The 19,369-nt window shown below is 47.7% G+C and carries 17 protein-coding genes; 3 read left to right on the top strand and 14 right to left on the bottom strand.

The annotated features are described in order from the left end of the window. Position 1: 1 nt before the first annotated feature. The 12 genes from KNP99_RS06715 to KNP99_RS06660 all read right to left on the bottom strand — a co-directional run bounded on the left by KNP99_RS06715 (position 2) and on the right by KNP99_RS06660 (position 12,124). Positions 2–1,036, bottom strand: coding sequence for a rod shape-determining protein (locus tag KNP99_RS06715; RefSeq protein ID WP_029331054.1), 1,035 nt, complete (start codon positions 1,034–1,036; stop codon positions 2–4). 162 nt (positions 1,037–1,198) lie between these two features. Next, on the bottom strand, positions 1,199–1,831 hold the full coding sequence (radC, locus tag KNP99_RS06710; protein WP_204251439.1) for a RadC family protein: 633 nt from the start codon (positions 1,829–1,831) through the stop codon (positions 1,199–1,201). 47 nt (positions 1,832–1,878) lie between these two features. Then, complete coding sequence (locus KNP99_RS06705; protein WP_088837536.1) at positions 1,879–2,457, bottom strand: Maf family protein; 579 nt, start codon at positions 2,455–2,457, stop codon at positions 1,879–1,881. A gap of 107 nt (positions 2,458–2,564) precedes the next feature. Beyond that, positions 2,565–3,287 carry a hypothetical protein gene (locus KNP99_RS06700; protein ID WP_029331057.1) on the bottom strand — a complete coding sequence of 241 codons (723 nt, stop codon included), beginning with the start codon at positions 3,285–3,287 and terminating at the stop codon, positions 2,565–2,567. Further along, complete coding sequence (locus KNP99_RS06695; protein ID WP_214810641.1) at positions 3,284–5,005, bottom strand: type IV pilus biogenesis protein PilM; 1,722 nt, start codon at positions 5,003–5,005, stop codon at positions 3,284–3,286. Before KNP99_RS06695 ends, KNP99_RS06700 begins: the two co-directional genes overlap by 4 nt. An 18-nt stretch (positions 5,006–5,023) precedes the next feature. Next, positions 5,024–5,779 (bottom strand): prepilin peptidase, encoded by a 756-nt coding sequence (locus KNP99_RS06690; protein WP_088837539.1) that lies wholly within the window; start codon positions 5,777–5,779, stop codon positions 5,024–5,026. A gap of 71 nt (positions 5,780–5,850) precedes the next feature. Then, complete coding sequence (locus KNP99_RS06685; protein WP_214807260.1) at positions 5,851–6,375, bottom strand: type II secretion system protein; 525 nt, start codon at positions 6,373–6,375, stop codon at positions 5,851–5,853. A gap of 136 nt (positions 6,376–6,511) precedes the next feature. Further along, the gene (locus KNP99_RS06680; RefSeq protein ID WP_088837541.1) at positions 6,512–7,729 is read right to left on the bottom strand and encodes a type II secretion system F family protein; all 1,218 of its coding nucleotides are present in this window, start codon (positions 7,727–7,729) and stop codon (positions 6,512–6,514) included. Positions 7,730–7,733: 4 nt separating this feature from the next. Next, positions 7,734–8,777: a type IV pilus twitching motility protein PilT gene (locus KNP99_RS06675; protein WP_159173032.1), complete on the bottom strand. Its 1,044-nt coding sequence runs from the start codon at positions 8,775–8,777 to the stop codon at positions 7,734–7,736. Next, positions 8,774–10,438, bottom strand: a complete 1,665-nt coding sequence (locus tag KNP99_RS06670; RefSeq protein WP_088837543.1) for a GspE/PulE family protein — start codon at positions 10,436–10,438, stop codon at positions 8,774–8,776. The genes KNP99_RS06675 and KNP99_RS06670 overlap by 4 nt, the downstream gene beginning before the upstream one ends. Before the next feature lie 8 nt (positions 10,439–10,446). After that, complete coding sequence (locus KNP99_RS06665; RefSeq protein ID WP_214766493.1) at positions 10,447–10,764, bottom strand: hypothetical protein; 318 nt, start codon at positions 10,762–10,764, stop codon at positions 10,447–10,449. 25 nt (positions 10,765–10,789) lie between these two features. After that, complete coding sequence (locus KNP99_RS06660; RefSeq protein ID WP_251133060.1) at positions 10,790–12,124, bottom strand: VanW family protein; 1,335 nt, start codon at positions 12,122–12,124, stop codon at positions 10,790–10,792. Positions 12,125–12,297: 173 nt separating this feature from the next. Between KNP99_RS06660 and KNP99_RS06655 the strand changes: the two genes are divergently transcribed. From KNP99_RS06655 to KNP99_RS06645, 3 genes are read left to right on the top strand one after another with little or no spacing between them, the layout of a single operon-like run. Next, the gene (locus tag KNP99_RS06655; RefSeq protein WP_214807258.1) at positions 12,298–12,822 is read left to right on the top strand and encodes a type IV pilus modification PilV family protein; all 525 of its coding nucleotides are present in this window, start codon (positions 12,298–12,300) and stop codon (positions 12,820–12,822) included. After that, entirely contained in the window at positions 12,785–13,402 is a 618-nt protein-coding gene (locus KNP99_RS06650) for a PilW family protein (protein WP_088837546.1), read from the top strand. Before KNP99_RS06655 ends, KNP99_RS06650 begins: the two co-directional genes overlap by 38 nt. A gap of 17 nt (positions 13,403–13,419) precedes the next feature. Next, a complete protein-coding gene (locus KNP99_RS06645; protein WP_215193126.1) occupies positions 13,420–14,991 on the top strand; it encodes a type II secretion system protein in 1,572 nt (523 codons plus the stop codon). Positions 14,992–15,032: 41 nt separating this feature from the next. On the opposite strand, the gene KNP99_RS06640 is transcribed toward KNP99_RS06645, so the two are convergent. After that, positions 15,033–15,722, bottom strand: a complete 690-nt coding sequence (locus KNP99_RS06640) for an ankyrin repeat domain-containing protein (protein ID WP_215193125.1) — start codon at positions 15,720–15,722, stop codon at positions 15,033–15,035. A gap of 17 nt (positions 15,723–15,739) precedes the next feature. Then, a complete protein-coding gene (locus tag KNP99_RS06635; RefSeq protein ID WP_215193124.1) occupies positions 15,740–19,336 on the bottom strand; it encodes a DUF5057 domain-containing protein in 3,597 nt (1,198 codons plus the stop codon). Between the last annotated feature and the right edge of the window lie 33 nt (positions 19,337–19,369).

Genomic DNA, 19,369 nt, shown 5'->3' with positions numbered 1-19,369 from the left:
CTTATCTTTTTTGTGAGATGCCTGATTTCGAACGAAGGACATTCATCATCTCAAGTGATTTTCCTGTACCGATTGCGACACAATCGAGTGCGTTTTCAGCAACAAGCGTCAAGATGCGTGTTTCGTCTTCGATGACAGAATCAAGGTTTTTAAGGAGCGCACCGCCGCCTGTCAAGACGATTCCGCGGTCCATGACATCAGCCGAAAGTTCCGGCGGTGTCTGTTCAAGCGTGTGCTTGACACCTGCTAAAATCGCATCGACCGTATCGGATAACGCGTCGCAAATTTCTGCACTCGTTACTTCGATTTGTTTCGGAAGACCTGTGACGAGGTCGCGACCACGAATTTCCATCGTTTCGTTTTCTGACTCTTCGTCGATTCGTGCATAACCGATCGTCATCTTGAGTGTCTCGGCTGTCCGTTCACCAATCATCAAGTTATATTTCGATTTGATGTAACGAATGATTGACTCATCCATTTCATCTCCACCGACACGAATTGATTGACTCGTTACGATGCCGCCAAGCGAGATGACTGCGACTTCCGTCGTTCCGCCACCGATATCGACGACCATCGATCCTGTTGGTTCAGATACCGGGAGTCCAGCTCCGATTGCCGCTGCGAATGGTTCTTCAATCGTATAGGCTTCACGCGCCCCGGCAAGTTTTGCTGCATCTTCAACGGCACGTTTTTCGACTGATGTGATGCCGCTTGGCACACAAATCATGACGTTCGTCTTCGAAGAGAACAATCCTTTTTTCTTCGACGCTTGATCCATGAAGTACTTGATCATCGTCGCAGTTGTTTCATAATCAGCGATTACGCCATCTTTCATCGGCCGTCGTGCCGTCACGTTGCCCGGTGTCCGTCCAATCATGTTTTTCGCTGCGTTCCCGACTGCTTCAATCTTACCTGTATCGGTACGGAAAGCGACAACAGAAGGTTCGCGTACAACGATTCCTTGCCCCTTTACATAAACGAGCGTGTTTGCCGTACCTAAGTCAATGCCGATTTCACGGCTAAATGATCCAAACATTATTCAAAAAACCCCTCTCTGAAAATACAACTCCACTAATTATAACGGAAAAGCACTCTTAGAAAAGCGCTAAAACGTTACAGCTTGTTTACAGTTCACCTATTTTTCAAAACATAAAAACGCCTGAGGTCAGGAAGTCCACTTCCCCCTCAGACGTTATTCTTACATAAATCCGCGTTGTTTCATACTAATAAATTGTCCGTGACCGATGACGAGGTGATCGATACAACTGATTCCAATCAATCTGCCCGCCTCGACCATCCGTTCCGACACCTCGATATCTTCCCGGCTTGGCGTCGGATCGCCAGACGGATGATTATGGACAGCGATGAAGCTGGCCGCCGAACAGCGGATGGCTTCCCGAAATATGTCGCGCGGGTGAACAATCGACGTATTGAGACCGCCGATAAACAGCGTCTTTTTGGAAATGACTTCGTTTTTCGTGTTCAAATACAGACAGATGAAATGTTCCTGTTGATACAGGCGCATCTCTTCTAACAACAGCTCCGCTGCATCCTCCGGTGAACGAACGACCGGTCGGACCCACTTCGGTTCTGTGACGAGCCGGCGGCCGAGCTCGAGTCCCGCCATGATTTGGAGCGCCTTCGCCTTGCCGACGCCGGGTGACTTCTCCAGTCCTCCGACTCCCGCTGCCTCAAGCTCAATCAACGAGGGATGACGATCAAGTAATTCTTCCGCGATTTCAAGCGGCGATTGATTTCTCGTTCCACTTCGGACGAGACATGCTAGCAATTCGACTGTCGTCGCACGGGTCAGCCCTTTTAGTTGAATCATATCCTTCGGCAATTCAATCACTGCATCCGACCTCTCTTTAATAGGCGTTACGCAAATTCCGGCTTGATTCCGAATGCTTCGAGTCGTTTCGCAATCGGATGAATCGGTAATCCGACGACATTATAATAATCGCCTGAAATCGCTTCGACGAATAATCCTCCGACCGCCTGGATGCCGTATCCACCGGCTTTATCATACGGCTCATCCGTCTCCGTGTAGCGCATAATCCAGTCCTGCGACAATTTGGCAAAACGGACTTCTGTCGTCACGGTAAATGTTTCGACATGATCATTCATCACAATCGTCACGCCCGTCAAGACATGGTGGGTCCGACCAGATAATTGAAGCAACATCTGCTTTGCGGCTAAGCGATTGAGCGGTTTTTCCAAAATCAAACCGTCAATCGACACGACGGTATCTGCCGCCAGAATGATTTCATCCGCCTTAGCTACAGCACGTGCTTTTTTGTCGGATAAGTAGGCGACGTATTCGGCAGGCGCCATCGGATAGGGCGCTTCTTCGACGACGTCAGCAGGACGAACCTCATGCTGTATCCCGATTTGGTCCAAAAGCTGTGTCCGGCGCGGAGACGCCGAAGCAAGAATCAAGGGTGGTTGCGTTACCATTAGTATCACGCTCTTTCTGATAGATTTCGAACTAGCTTAATTCACTCAACGGGTAGTATAACGAAAAACAAGTGCCTCTCCCGTGAAGGGAAGCACTTGTTTCCAAACTAATTTCCTGTGACATCAACAAAGGGATCTGATTTCGGGGTCGTCTCCTTGAGTGGTGTCTTCTTATCTGGAACGAGTTGTGTTAGATCAGGTCGGTAATACGTCTCGATTTCAATCGTAAACGCCATCATCTCATCGTCAAGAAGAATCGTCTCACTTCCGGCACCCGGTTCATCCGGCCCCGTCAATTGAATCTGACGCAAGATCGTAATCCGATCCGTCCGTTCGATTTGTTTAAGGAATGCCATCAGTTCGAGATAGGATGGTGCTTCGACGGATAACGATGCCGGAAGCGGTGTCGCGGCCGTTGTCGCGACGGGTGCTTCTGCTCCATCCGCATCGATGTCAGACTCTGTCGCCATCGCTCCGTCGACGACCGGTGTCGACTCGACAACCGGAGCAGGTGCAACATCCGTTTGGCTGAACGTAATCGACTGGACTTTGACTCCTGCGATTTGACTCGAGGCATTGATGGCGTCGATGACATCATCATTCGCCGGGAGGACGGGCACTTTTTTCTGTAAGAAGCTTGATTCGGCGACATCGACTTTTTGCTCATTCGCTTTTGCGATTTCGAGGGCCATCTGTTCCCGGTCAAGCGTGGCTTCCGTTTCATTCAATTCTTGGTACGTCGTATAGGTCGTATAACCGAAATAGGCGACTCCTCCAATTACGAGCAGGAGCGTCAATCCGAGGAGAAGGTAACTACTATAGCGCTTCAATTATCCTCCACCTCCTCAATCTCGGTCGAGACGACTTCGCCTGTTCCGTCTTCCGGTGTCACTTCACCGTCTGGCGTTGCCGACTCCGTCTCGCCATCTTCTTTTGGTACATCCGGATTCGCTTCATTCGTTTCACCTTTGACGACCTCCGCCGGTAAGACTGACAACGTGAATTGACCGATGTAACGCGGTTCTTCCGTTTTTTCATCAGCCGATGGTGTAATCGTCGTCGTCGGAATTTCTTCCCCTGTTGCCGGGTCGATCGTCGTCGACGTGACGACATCTGCCTCTTCGTTCATCGTCTTCGTTGTGATACCTGTCAATGAAACTCCTGTAAAGACGTCATCCGTCAAGAGTTGACGATAAAAACCATTCAACTCTTCCAGTGTTTCGAATTGCGCATTCATCGTCACGAGATGATCGGCACCATAGGCGAACTGTAAGATGTAGCCGCGTTCCGGTAAGTAGCGGGTAATCCGTTCAAGCGTCGGGACTGCCGGGCGCGGCGTCTCCTCTAATCCGTCGACGGTCTGCTTCAATTGGGCAATTTCTTGTTTCGCTGATTGTGCCGATTCCGCTTGAAGGGCACGAACGATTTGCACTTGATTGTTTGCCGTCTCGATCCGGTCCGCGAACTGGTCCGTTTGCCAGAACAAGTAGCCGCCAATCATTCCGCCAAATAACAACAGGACGAGCGACGCGACGAGCGGAAACTTCGGCATGACGTCGTTCTCTGGTAACAGATTGATTCGAGTTTTTTGTGGAATCGCGAGTCCGAGTAGCGGTAAATACGCACGCGGAATCGGTTGTGGCGCGACTTCGAGCTGCTCCGGAAGCTGTTCGAGTCGGAGATCAAAATTCGCTTCGAACCGTTTGACGAGCTCCTCCTGGAACGGGAAGTCTCCCGCTAGAATGACACGGCTGATTTCCCGTTGGTCGCGTGCGAGCGAAAACCGGTAGAAATCGAGCACACGTGAAAATTCGAGCAGCATTTCGTCAAGTGTCATCTCGACTTGTGCGTCATCCAGGCGATACCGGTAATGGAGACGATCCTCCATCACCTCAACTTCCCAGGCGTTCGAACTGAACGTATCGACGGAACGGATTAAGCGCGGAACTTTGTCTTCGATGATGATCAGTTGATGATTCGTCGCATTGACGTTCCAAATCAAGACGCTGCTACTGTCTTCGACTTCATAGAGCGACTCGATTCCGAAAAACGTAGCGAGCGGTTGCGGTTCAGCTGCGACAAGCCGCAGGTGCTTTTGCTTAAACAATTGCATGTATTGTTGAATCGCTTCGTTCGGTGCCGCATACAGCATGATTTCTCGTTTGCCGTCTTCTTCGAGCAGTGTGTAATCGAAGTACGGTTCTTCAAACGGCAGGACGATACTGTGACCAAGCTCCATGAACAAGTACCCGCGGATTTGATTCGTCTCGACCGACTCCGGAATTTCAAGTTTTCGGGCAAGGACGAGTGAACCATCGAGGGCAAGGACAGCTTGCGAACCTCGCGGAACCTTCAATTTCGTCAACAGGCTGTCAAAAATCAAATCAAGTGACGCTTCCGGTTGCAACCATCCACCTTGGAGTGTCCCGGCAGGCAGGGACGCAACAGCGCGTCGTTTGATGACACCGTTCTTGACGACGGCGCCGAAGACGGCGACATCCGTGAAGTTGAAATAAATATATGTACCTCTACGCCTAGCTTGCGCCATATGTAGGTTCGTCCTTTCTCATAGGAACAGATCGAGGTATAACGTCACCCAATCGTCCGCGAAATAATAAGTGAGTAATGTCCCGATCGCAATCGACGGGACGAAGGGAATCGGTTGCTTGCGTTCGACGCGCTTCAATCCGAGTAATGTCAGCCCAATGACGGAACCGACAAGTGCCGAGACGAATAAGGCAATCACGACGTCGAGTGGTCCGAGAAAAATACCGAGTAAACCAAACAGTTTGACGTCCCCTGCGCCCATCCCTTGACGTGATGCGAGAAAAATTGCAAACAATAAACTAAAACCGACGATTCCGCCAATAATTGGATTATACCAGTTCTCGTATGGAGAAAGGTAGCGAACTATCAGACTAATCGGTAAAAAGAAGAGTAATATTTTATTCGGGACGAGCATGTAAGCAAGATCCGACATGACGAGGATGAATAACAGGCTCGTCAGGACAAGTGTCAACACGAATTGCATCGACCATCCGAATTGATAGAACGCATAGGCGTAAAGTACGCCACCAAGCAGTTCCAGCGCCGGATACTTCGCGGAGATCGGCAGTTGGCAGACACGGCATTTTCCGCGTAAAGCGAGATAGCCGATGACCGGTGTCAGTTCGAGCGCACCGAGGACGTGACCACAATTCGGGCAATGCGAGCGCGGTCGCACAATCGATTCCCCCACCGGAATCCGGAGTCCGACGACATTTGTAAACGACGTGATCAACATGCCAATAATGAAAAAATAGACTGTAAAAACGATTGTCATGTTAGGCTCCTTTCTTAAAAAACTTCAGAAAAAAACCCCCGAGTTGGGGGTAGCATCAATATTAACTAAACTTAGTTGACCACGATTGCTGAGCGTTTCAATTCACCCGGTGTTTTATTAGTAAAGTAAGCGTTCGCTGATTTTTCACTTAGTAGCGTAACAGAGTAAGTGTATTTACCTTTTGTCTCAGTAACTACTACATAAGAAGATTTATAATCATTGTCAGAGTTTAATGGATCTTTCATATCATCAATATATTTACCAAGTGAATCTTCTCTAGGAGCTCCAGTACCAGTCGTAACTGCATCCTTAGTTGTGATAGGGTTCCCACCATCATTTATCCCTAATTTAACCTTTTCACCAGGTTGAATTGGATTTGAAGATGTATACAACTTCGCTGCCGCTACTAATTGTTTCGCATCGGATACAACTGCATCCTTACGTGAGTTTTCAATCAATCCGCCAATCGCTACTACCGCGATTGCGGCAATAATTCCGAGGATAACGACAACGACGAGTAACTCGATCAACGTCAAGCCCCGCTCATCGCGCATTTGTTTTGCATCTAACCAAATTTCTTTGAACCGTTCTAACATTTTAGTATTCCTCCCTAGTGCTTTTTTCTGAGTTCGATGTATAGGTAATACTATCCATATGAATACTATTATAGTAGCACCATAATTTTAGTTAATTATGTCTTTTTTAGACAACAGGTAAATGATTTCGCAGTTGTTATTCGCCCTGGATATCCGAATAGATTTTGAACATCGGGACGACGACGGCGATGACGATGACACCAACGATTGCGGCGAGGACGACAATCAACAGCGGCTCGATGATTGACTTCAAGCGATCCGTCGTTGTTTCAACTTCCGTCTCATAAAAGTCTGCGACCTCTGTCAGCATGGAGTCCAGGCGCCCGGACTCCTCCCCGATGGCAATCATCTGTGTCACGAGAGGTGGGAAATATTTGTTTTTTTCTAATGGTTCGTGCATCGGAATCCCGCGCGACATCGCTTCATTCGCACCGGCGATTCCTTTACGGATGATTCGGTTCGTGACGATTCGTTCCGTAATGTCGAGCGAAGCAAGAATCGGGACCGATGCATTCAGTAACACAGCGAGTCCCCGCGTCATCAAAGCAATCTGTGACTTTTGAATCAATGGTCCGAAGACCGGCAACATTAAAAGTAAGCTGTCGAAGATGACCCGTTGCCGCTCATTTTTTAAATTAAAATACAGCAGACCGAGCAATCCGAAGGCGACAAGCAACAAGACCCACCAGTAAGCGACAAAAAAGTCCGATACGGCAACAACAAGTTTCGTAATTAATGGAAGTTCGCTTCCGAGTTGATCGAAAATCGACGCGAACGTCGGGACGACGTTCAACATCAGGAAGACGACGACACCAATCGCGACAATTGAAACGACGGCCGGATAAATCAATGCCGAAATGACTTTCCGTTTAATCTCGTACTGTTTTTGAAGCTGGGTGACGATGTTATCAAGGGCTTCTTCTAAATTCCCGCTCGCCTCACCCGCCATCGCCATACTGACGAAGAATGTATCAAAGACGCGCGGATGTTTCTCAATCGCTTGCGAAAATTGAATCCCACTCCGTAAATCATCTTCGACTTCGACGAGTGCCCGCTCGAGCGGCTTCGATTCTGTTTGTTTCCGTAATATTTCGGTCGCTTTAACGATTGAGACACCGGACCGGACGAGCGTCGCAAATTGACGTGCGTACATGACTAAGTGTTCGATTTTCGGTTTTGCCGTTAAGAATGTGATCTCGGTATTTAAGCCTTTTGATTCTTGTTTCTCAAGTGACGTGACGGCGATTTGTTCTGTCCGGAGACGTTCTGCCGCCTCCCGTTTCGTTAATGCTGTAATCTTACCTTTTTTCCGTTTACCGGCCATCGTCCGACCTTCATACATGAATACTGCCATCTGCTCACCCCGATATGTAAGGTGTCGCGGCTGATGCTGGGATCAGTCCCCGACTAACTAAGTCTTGTAAGGCCATTTGCATCGTCTGCATCCCATACTGTTTTCCGGTCTGCAAAACGGATTGAATCTGATATTCCTTACCTGTGCGAATCAAGTTTGAGACGGCTGGTGTCTCGACCATGATTTCAAGAGCCGCGACCCTGCCTGTACCATCGGACCGGGGCATCAAGCGTTGCGAGACGACACCCGCCAGGACATTTGCCAGTTGGGCGCGAATTTGATCCTGTTGCTCCGATGGAAAAACATCGATGATCCGACTGACTGTCGAGGCAGCGGTCGACGTATGGACGGTCGCGAAGACGAGATGTCCCGTCTCTGCAGCTGTGACTGCCGTCGAAATCGTCTCTAAGTCGCGCATCTCACCAAGCAAAATCACATCCGGATCCTGACGGAGTGCAGAACGTAAGCCACTCGCGAATCGTGGGGCATCAATGCCGATTTCACGTTGGTCAATCAAACTTTTATGATGACTATGTAAGTATTCAATCGGATCCTCGAGCGTAATGATGCGTTTATACATCGTCTGATTGATTTCGTTGATCATCGCAGCGAGTGTCGTCGACTTCCCTGACCCGGTCGGTCCTGTGACGAGAATCAAGCCATGCGGTTTCGTTAAAAACCGTTTGAGGACAGGAGGCAACGATAATTGTTCGAGTGTCGGCACTTCAGTCGGAATCGTTCGAAAAGCCATTGAGAGTGCGCCACGTTGATAAAAACAATTGACGCGGTAACGGGCGACACCCGTCACACCAAAGGAAAAGTCGATGTCACGATCCTGTTTAAGCTGCAGGTACATTTCCTCGGTAATCAGCGACTGAACGAACCCGTCGATGATGACCGGCTTGAGTTTATCCGTCCCGTAAGCAATCAATGTTCCATTGACGCGAAAGACGGGGGGAGACCCTGCCGTCAAATGGACGTCAGAAGCCCCTTTTTCTTTTGACGATCTGAGAATGTCTTCGATTTGTGCGCGTTCCATCGTACTCATTCTGATATCACCGTCCGTAAGATTTCTTCCGTCGTCGTAATTCCTTGGGCGACTTTTGTCAGTCCATCCGCTAACAGGAACCGTTGACCTTGCGACTTGACGTACATCGTGATTTCGCTTTCCGTCGATTGGTTCATAATCATCCGTCGCAATACTTCATCGATCATGACGACTTCCTGGATCGCGAGTCGCCCCCGGTACCCCGTCATGTTACAAGACGAACAGCCGCGTCCACGCATGACGGTCGTCGCTTCGATCCCTTCTTGCGCAAACAACTCTTGTTCGCGTTTTGAAAGGGGTTGGACTTCCCCGCAATCACGACAGACGCGACGGACGAGACGCTGCGCAATCAATCCGGTAACCGACGCCGCGACAAGGAATGGTTCAACTCCCATGTCAATCAGACGGGTGATCGAACTGATGGCCGAGTTCGTGTGCAACGTCGACAGGACAAGGTGTCCCGTCAATGAGGCCCGAATCGAAATTTCCGCCGTTTCAATATCGCGGATCTCTCCGACCATGACGACGTTCGGATCTTGTCGCAAAATCGAGCGTAGCCCACTCGCGAACGTCAAGCCGATCTTACTGTTCACTTGAACTTGATTGATGCCGTCGACTTGGTACTCGACCGGATCTTCGACCGTAATGATGTTACGGCTCTCATCATTCAATTCGTTTAGAGCCGCATACAATGTTGATGACTTACCAGACCCTGTCGGTCCAGTAATCAAGATGATGCCGTTCGGTCGTTTCAGCATCTCCCGGAACTGGGATTCATTGCGTTCACTAAATCCGATTTTCGAAATCGAGATATTCGAGTTCGAGCTGTCGAGAATCCGGATGACGACTTTCTCACCATAGACGGTCGGAAGTGTCGAGACACGGAAATCGTAGGCGAGACCATTATAGATGTACTTGATCCGTCCGTCTTGCGGCAAGCGTGATTCCGTAATGTCAAGCTCACTCATGACCTTAATCCGGGTCGTCAAGATGTTCTGAATTTGTTTCGGGTAGTTGTTCTCCGTCCGCAGCTCCCCGTCAATCCGAATCCGAATCGATAAGGAGGCTTCCTGCGGATCCATGTGGACATCGGACGCCCGTTGGGAAATCCCGTTTTCAAGAATTTGATTGACGAGACGAATGATTGGCGCATCTTCGCGTGTCACGACATCCCGCGTCGCATCAGACTCCATCATTTCATCGGATTCGAGTAACTCCCGGAGTGACGAATCGATATCGTAATACTTTAAAATCGTCCGGCGAATTTCATCGCGTGTCGCGATGCCGACTTCAATCATCAACCCCGTCTGAAGCCGCAGGTCATCAATCGCAATCAAATCGAGCGGATCAGCCATCGCAATGAATAAACGGTTGCCTTCCCGGTAGACCGGGACGAGCGTATGGCGCTGAGCAAGATCTTTTGAAATCAGCTTCGTGACTGCCACGTCGACCGGATAGTTATACAGTTGAATGATTGGTATCTTCAATTGATGATGGAGCGCTTCGAGTAGTTGTTGCTCCGTCAAATGCCCTAATCGTAAGAGCGCATCCCCTAATTTTTCAGTCGCCCGTTTGACCGTCAAGGCTTCTTCAATCTGAGTTTCCGTGACGAGACTTTCTTCAAGCAGCATCTCGCCGAGACGTTTCCGTTTCATTGCCATTTAGTTCGTCACCCTTCCGCGTGCCATGTTTCTTCTTCATCAAGTACTGTCGGTCGCTGTTGTTGTTTTTCGTCAATCGTACTCGTAATCGCTGTAACGATTAGGAGTGTGACGATATATCCCGCAATGACGAACGGATTCGCCATCCAATCGAATTTGACGAGCATGTAAAGTGCTAAGACTAGTACAAGTGCCATCACCGAGAGAATGACTTTCGCACGTGCCGTCGCGATGAATGGGATTTGAACCGCAAACATCAAGCCACAAATAATCGTCGCCAGACCAATAATGATTCCGAGCTCAATTGCTAAATCTGTCCAGTTCATAGGATCCCTCATTTTCTATTGATTTTTAGCCGACTGCTGGTTCCGCTGTGTCACTTTCGGCGGGAGAAGCTGGATCGCCTTCTGTCGGAGCATCTGGTGTATCCGGTGACGTCGGTGTATCGGGAGTTGCCGGTGCGTCTGGACTTGTCACATCTGACTCAGGGTCCGTTTGATCCGTCGTCTCGGATTCAGGATCTGTTTGATCCGTCATCTCGTCCTGGTTCTCTTCAGCAGGTGGTGTGACGACCGGCGCTTGCTCCGCTTGACTGCTCTTCGTGACGATTGCCGGTGTCGCGGCATAAAAATCAAGTGCGACCAGCATTTTCTCTTCGCCTTTGTTCGACTTGATGATGCGGTACAGTTCAATCGATGTCCCTTCCGATCCGGACTGTGTATCACTTGTCGTTCCAGCAGATAGTGTCGCTGAATAGCGGGTGATCGTCCGGTACGGAATTGATTTTTCACCTTCAAGCACTGCTGTGACCGTTTCTTTGAACGGCATTCCCCGTAGTTCAAGCGTCACGTCACTACCATTTTTCATTGCGACAAGCTGGTAGTTCACTGCTTGTGTGTTCCGTACGGCAAAATCTGTTTTTTCATCAATTCGGACATCGTAGCCGAGTGTGATTCCCTCAGGCAATTGATCATGCGGCATCCGCTCGACGATTTCAAACGGTGTTTTTGCGAAAAGTTCATATAGTTTACTGCCGATATATGAAGCCGCCACACCGTCCATTCCGTATGTCTTCGTATTCATCAACTGTCCGGCTTTTAAGTCAACTTGTGTCATCGCGTCAACCATCTGTTCTTCGGCGACTGAGCGTGTTGTAAAGGACACCGAGGAAACGACCTCTTCCGTTGATGGAGATGTTGTCGAGGCAGCTGGATCATAGTTGCCCTCTTCGAGTTGTTGTCCCATGTTCGTCAGCCATGCCTTAAATGCCGTCGTTTGTTCCGGCGTGTATACGACCGGTTGCGTCGACAAGAATGCTTCGACGCCCGGTTCGTCAAGCGTGACGTCCAAGTCGCCTCCCTTTTTTAAAGAAGCTGCTTCGACGGCCTCATCCACTTTAAACGTCACGAGCGTCGTCGGAACGGGAACAAGTTCTTCTCCCGTCCCAATCGTCAATGGCGTTTTGTTCGACCAGGTCGTGATGGCTTTTTGAACTTTCGGTTTTGCTTCTTCCCGTGTCATACCACTAACCGGAACAGAGGCAATCCGGGCACTTTCAGAAAACTTCTCACTGACGCTTGCTTGTCCCGTAAACGAAATCAGCGCAAACGAAGGAACATAGATTAAGGCAATCAAGAGGACTAAAAGAAGCGTATGTACTGCAAAACGTTTAGGATTTATCATCATCTGTTTCCTTTCCTTATGAAATAACCATTTCAGGTGTCTAGTATTTCCATTATAATGAATATTATGATGAAACATAAGTCCTATCCTGACAATAACTTTCATCATGTGTGAATACATACCGTTTTTCATTTTTGAATAGATAATTCATATTGAGTCAGATACGAGGTGAATCCATGCAAAACAAGCAACAAGGCTTTTCATTAATCGAAGTATTAGTCAGCATCACGATTCTTTCAATCATTTCAGTTTCACTCATCAGCATTTTTTCCCAGTCCTTATCCGCTTCTCGTGATAGCACGGAATTGACGTTTGCGAATTACCTGGCGAAAAACGCCGCTTCTTATATCGAACGGGAAGCTGTCGAAGCGGAGAACGGACCCTTCGTATTCGATACGCTTCTTGAACAGACGAAAGGCACCCCATATCAGAATGGTAGCTATACAATACCGACGCCGAACACGCCGTCATGTGGTGTATCGGCTATTTGTGACTCAATCTTCAATGATGCGGAAATAAATAATATGCCATTCGATGTTAAAATCAGTGTTACCCCGCATAAAATCGAAGGAATCGAAAATCCGAACCTCCTCGATTTATACGTCTATGTCTATCTCGACGGTCAACCTGACCCGATTACATCATTGAAAGGATCGATTACGAATGCGACGCTCAACCAAAGTTTTCCCGCAACAAAATGACGGATTTTCCCTCGTCGAATTGCTCGTTGCCATCGTCATCGCTGCTATTTTTAGCGGAGTCATCCTGACCGTCTTCATCTCCGGTACAAAGAGTTTTCAGGCGACGGGAATCATCAGTGAGCTCAGAAGCGAAGCCGATAGTTCGGTCGGACTCATTTTAAATGAAATCACCGGCTTCGATGCCATTCGCATCACAACAGCGAATGAGCTGTCTTTCTATAAAAAGACATTGCCTAGCCTTAACCTGGATTCCGGTCTACTCGAGCGAACGGACGGCTTCATTCCGTTCAACGCCAATGTCGAACAACAAAATGAAGTCACATCAACTCCAATCACCTATACATTCGCAACACAACGACTTGACGAAAACATACTCATCTACGAAGGTGCACTCGAAAACATCAATGATCAAACAGAAATCAAAAAGACCTTTACAATTTCAAGTCCCGAGTACGTCGACATCACGACCGGTGACTACCCGGGCAGATACGTCGTCCATGGCATTTTGACGATGACGCTCCGAATTCAGTCGACGGATAATGAAGAAACACAGACCTTGAATAGTACGATTGGATTTTAGTTCAGAAAGGACGACCCATGAAAAAATCTGAAGAAGGTTATACGCTATTGTTCGTACTCGTGACATTGACCGTCCTATCGGTCTTAGCAATCGCGACGATTGGTGTCAGCCTGCAATCGACAAGATTGACGGAAATACGCGGGACAAACATTGAAGTCGATACAGCGACGCAAAATCAACTCGATCAAGCGATCGCAGCACTCCAACAACTCGTCGCAAAAACCAGTCAAGAGAATCCAACCAGTTCCTCAAAAGAGCTATTTGCAGATATCCCGAATGAAATCATACTCCCCTTGAAGACGTCGGCTCCTCTTGTTGAAGTTCAGTTAAATGAAGCCGCCTCGAACGTCCGCGTTAAAGCGTTCGATTTGACCGCTCACGTCGAAGAGACGAAAGGTGATCAACCGACGGTCAAAAAGACCTATACTCAACGGGTCTATTTATCAGCGATTCCTAGTTTTCTATACTATACGCTCGGGTCCGACAATCAAGTCATCTTAAATGGAGCACCACGAATCGAAGGGAACGTCTTCTCGCGGGAAGCACTCAAAGTTTCTGCGACGCCAAACTTCATCTATAACGGTCAGATAGGCCACTATACAGATAAGCTGGCCCATCCATACATCGATGGACAAGTTCGTGTTTTCCAGCCGCAAACTCAACCGCTTCTAACATGTACAGACTTTTTACCATGTGATGCGACCGTCTTTGATCCGACCACCAAAACGGATCTTGTTTCAACGAAAGACACGCTCGTTCCGTTCGATTTTGAATTTGCCCTGAATGATTTCTTAACGATTCCAAGTAACACACCACTCGCCTCCGTTCCGACCTACTTAAAGAGTCAATCAATTGAAAAATCGGTGCTGACAGGACCATTCTTGAATGAATTGAGTACGAAGAAACAAATCATCATCCCAGCTCCGACTGAGCAAAATACAGTGACGATTACCGATGATATCGTTAAAGAATCGCTCGAACCGTTAATCATCGATGGGAACTTGACGATTTCTTCACTCAATCCGATTACGCAACCGCTTGAGATTAAACGCCCGATCGTCGTCCTCGGTGATTTATTGATTCGGGGTAACGTCAGTTTTGCGACAACTATCTTCTCGACCGGTTCTAGCCGGTTAGATGATGCCAACATTCAAGGCATCACGAGTTCAACGAATCAAAACACTCTGATTTTACTCAGCAAAGGAACGTTAACAATCAATCGTGTCAATAAGTTTTCCGCACCTAAAACAACCGCACCGGACATGAATGCCTTTCTTTACAGTGATTCGCCTACCTTGAATCGCATTTATTCAGTTGGGTCGACGATGAACTTACAAGGTGGAATCTTCACAAAAGGACAGCTTGAGGTTAATGCGTATCGCGGGACGCTGGACTTACCGGAAGCGCTCTACCCGGCAGACGTCACCGCGTTGACCACTTTGATGAACACGAAAAAATCTGCTGACGCGGTACAATCTCGTCTCCGCCTGAAATATGATGCGAGTGTCCTGAAAAATCCGACGTCGATGCTTCCACTCAGTCGGGCTGTCAAAATGTATGTTGAGACTCCGAAACGAACAACTCCTTGACGCAAAAAACCCCTCGACATTGATGGATGTCGAGGGGTTTTTCATTGAAATGTTGTCGCACCATACGCTCGTGCCAACTTTTTGACTTTTGTCTTCTTGACTTCTGCACCTTGTTTTACCAACAACTGATAAATATCCTGTCGGTCTTGTTTGACTGCTTCATAAATCGGCTGATGCTTTCCGACGTTCGGATTTGCTCCTGCTGCCAGTAACTGCTTAATCACAGTCTCATTTTGATCGACCGTCGCATAGTAGAGAGGCGAATTTCCAGCTTTATCGAGCGCATTGATATTTTTTCGTGTAGCTTCTTTAATCAATAAAGCATAAGCATCCGCAGGTTGGTTCACGCTCGTCGCAACATGCAGGACTGTCTGTTGTTGCTCATTCGTTTGCTCGACGGAAGCCCCTCTAGCAAGCCATTGCTTGACTACAGAAGCTGGTCCGAACCGGGCGACATAAAACCAGTTAACTTGATTTTTAACACTCGTGTCGTCCAGCAAAACGAGTGCTTTGTCATAGTCGAGTGCTTCTTGGAACTGCTGAATGTACTGATTCCGGTCTTTTGTCGATAAAGAAACGTGTTCGACTGCTGACGCAAATGCGTTAACATCTGACGTATCGATACTCTTTTCAAACGCTTGCTGGTTTCGCTGTTCGATCAACAAGTAGGTCGTTGCTCCAATTCCGATTAGAAACAGGAGAACGACGCTAATGATTTGCTTTTTCTTCACGTCATTTCCCCCGTCACTTAATAGACATCCGTATCTGGTGAAGTGTTCGAACCTTCAGAAGAAATCGTCACTTTAAAGGTCGCCGTCAACGGTTGTTTCTCCGTCGCACCGGTTTTGATGACTTCAAGGATCGATTGATCTGCTTTTAATGCCGTCACTTTGACACGTGCGACACCTGGGCGAATCGGTTTTAAGGCTTGTGCCGATGAATCAATCTTCACATACTCTTTTCCCTGAAGCACTTCCAACCGATAAAAACGCTCTGTCGCCGTCACGGGTAACCAGTTCAAGACAGGCTGCTTTTGAACATCCTGCATGGAAAGTGTTAAATCGTTCGCCGTCAAATCAGTTGGATTTTCACGTACCATGATTTTCGTGATGGCTTGTGTCGCTGTAAAATCTCGAAGTTTCAATAAGGCGTCGACTGGACCAGCCGGTGTCCCCGTTATTCCCTTGACTGTGTAACCAGCCGCCGTTTGAATGAGTTCGATTGCCGGACTAGACGTCGAAACGGTGAACGGTAATCGAATACTCGGTGTAAAGGTCGCCGTGACATCTTGTGTCGTGTTGACCCATAACTCTAGGTTATTCGGTGTTACGGCTAGTTCCGGTAATTTAACTTCAATCGTATAGACTTGCGACTGTGCTAAATAGGTCGTGCTGCCGCTCGATGCCGGAACAACGGCTTGAACGGTCATTGTGCCTGTTTTTTTTCCTGTTAGCGATAACTCATCTGTTGTCAGACCGGTAGCCTCGACTAAATCGTTGTTCGTGACAAGCCATTTAATCGGTGCATCCGTCCCGGACAACATGGCTGCTTCGCCCGTCATCGCTTTCGTCTGTCCGACGTATAACTCGCTTGGTACACCACGGACGATCAATCCACCAAAGACATCGTTAATCGTCAACTTCGAAGTCGCGACTAACTCACGTCCATTCGCGACGGGGACAATCAATTTAATTTCCGTCGTTCCGATTTTCTTCGGTTCGATGATGCCTTGATCGTTAATCTTCGCAATGCTCGTATCTTCAATCGACCATCTCAATGTGCCGTACTGGCTACCTGCCGGATTGATTTCTGGCAATACCTTATAAGACGGCGTGTTGATATCCATCCGGACAGCTGGAATTTTAGCTTCCGTCGCAAAGCGGGTCGATAAGGCATATCCTAGTCTCGGGAACGACTGGACATCGTTCGCAAGTGAAGTCGATTTATCGACGCCATTTTTTTTATCACGGTAAATGGTCTTCGTTGAAACAATTGTATTCTCTTTTTCATCGAAGACATGAACACCTGCCGCATCCTTCGCTCGTACTTTTACGGTAAAAGTCAGTTCCGACGGCTTTGCAATCCATAATCCTTTGTGGAGCCCTTCAATCGCTTCATCATATTCGATGTCCGGTACATTCCCCGTCAATGTTTGATTGACGATTTTCGCACCGTTAAGACCTGTTGCTGAGACGACTTCGACATTACTCGGGAAGTTTTCTGTAAACAAAATATCTTCCATCGTTACTGAAAATTGTCCCATGATGTAGCCGTTGTTACCGATTGCATCTTTTTGAAGCATCGGGCTTGTTTTGACCGTATACGTAATCGTTGCTGTTTCCCCTTGCGGAATCGTTGCCGGATCGATTGACCGTGATAACGTGAACGGAGATGAAGCGGATGGCTGAACGATTTGGACGGTACGTGTCTCAATCGTTTTCGCCCCCCGTTGATCCTCTGCTTCGATCCGGATTGTCGCGGTTGTTTTCCCTGTCAACTTAGCATCGAAGCTTTGGCTGACAAACGAATTGTTTTTTAGTTTATTATTTTCATACACTTTTTCATTGTCGATGTAGATTCGTGTCTTCAATTCCCGATCGCGTAAGTCATAGTCATTAACCTTATAAGATACCGTGATTGGTTCATTGTCTAAATAACTCGCTTGATTGGCTGGCAGGATATTTTTAATGAGCGGTTTATGATTCGCCCCGATAAAGGCGCGGTACATCGTGTTCGAGAACAGTTCTTTTTCCTGTTGTTGGTTGAACGTCGAGGTATGTCCTGCACCAGAATACGTCACATTGCCTTTTGTATACATGTAGTAATGGTTACGGGCATCGCCGATTGTGCGTCCGGCTGACTGATTCGAATCAGCCGTACTATTTTCCCGAATGTTGTACCACGGAATTAAATCGGGTTGTTCTAAATCAAGACCAAAGTATTGGTCATGGGTTGTTGCGATTGAGACTTCATCCGCTAACGTAAACGGATACGACGTCATGACACCGTCATTTTGTTTGACCGCCTTCCCTGACGTCCGCTGTGCTCCGTACCCCATGTTCGTGAAGTTCTTTTGTCCGGCAAGTCCGGCAAATTTCTTTTCCCAGAACAGTTCCGGATTCGCTGACTGACTTGGACGGAAAATCGTATCGTGGGACAACATCAGTCCTTGCCCGGTGTTCGTGAAATCAAGGATTGCATTCGAGGCCGCATCATTCAGCGACGCCGCTCCGTACGAATCTTGAAATCCAAAGATTAACATGTCGTACGTCGTATTTAAGTTTCGTGATGCGTACGTACTGTTAAATGTATCTGCCGTAATGACTTCGACGTTAAAATCATAGTACCCGGTTTCTTTCAATAACGTACCGGTGTTCATGAAGCCATTGATTGAACCCGTCGATCCACTGCGCGTCACCTGTAAGATTTTTGCTTCTGCGACTTGGTCCTTCATTAAGAAACTACCTGTTTTGTAGTCGGTCAGTCCGTCGCTACTCGACACACGGATCATCCAGTTCCGCGGTCCCGTGTAACTCGGGGCATCGAAATTATAGCTCAATGCCCCCGTTTTGGTAGCCGGCTTCTCATCAACCTTTTCCGACTCTTCAAATTGGTCATTGCTATCAAAGTCGATATACAGTTGCGCTAACTGATTCGTGTTCTCGAGCGTCGTCGTGTACATGAAGTCGATTGGAACGTTCGGAACAGCTGACTTCCCTTTATCAATTCCTGTTAATGACACACCGTTTTGTTTGACGGAAACACCTTCTAGCCGCGGACGGATGACCTTTTGAGTCTTTAACTTCGTCATGACTGTCTGAATATCCGTATATCGCATCAATGCATTTGATTTAAGATCTTTAAAGATGGCATTAAAATTGCTTGACGTATGTGTCAAGACATCTTGATGTAGAAAAACCGGCAGCCCTTTATTGACGAAGGCACTGACGATTTCATTTCCTTTTAACTTCGTGATGTCGTTCTCAATCTTACTCGTATTATGTGCTTTCTTCGTATCCGAGATTGTCATTGAATAACGGTCGGTTCCTGTGAAGACGGATGGATCAAAGACAACAGCATCAAACGCACCATCTAACGGAAAACGAGAAGCGTTCAATTCTTTGACCGTCATCATTTCAATCTCATAGCGGGTCGAATCGAGCCCGTTGAGCAATGAGGTGATTGTCGTATTTGGATCAATCCGGTTCGTCGTCGACCATGCATCCCGGATTTCAAGAATTTTCAACTTATCTGCCGCAGCAGCCTTCGTATGTGGTTCCTGTATATAATTAAAACTCGTAAAGATCAGTACACTGACTAAAAACAGACGTAACCACCGTTTCATCTTCCATCGTCTCCTCGTCGTAAGATCATAAAA

This window comes from Exiguobacterium sp. s95 (assembly GCF_018618655.1).
Taxonomy (GTDB): Bacteria; Bacillota; Bacilli; order Exiguobacteriales; family Exiguobacteriaceae; genus Exiguobacterium_A; species Exiguobacterium_A oxidotolerans.
The sequence above is the reverse complement of the archived record's forward strand: the minus strand, read 5'-3'. Positions and strand labels throughout refer to the sequence as shown.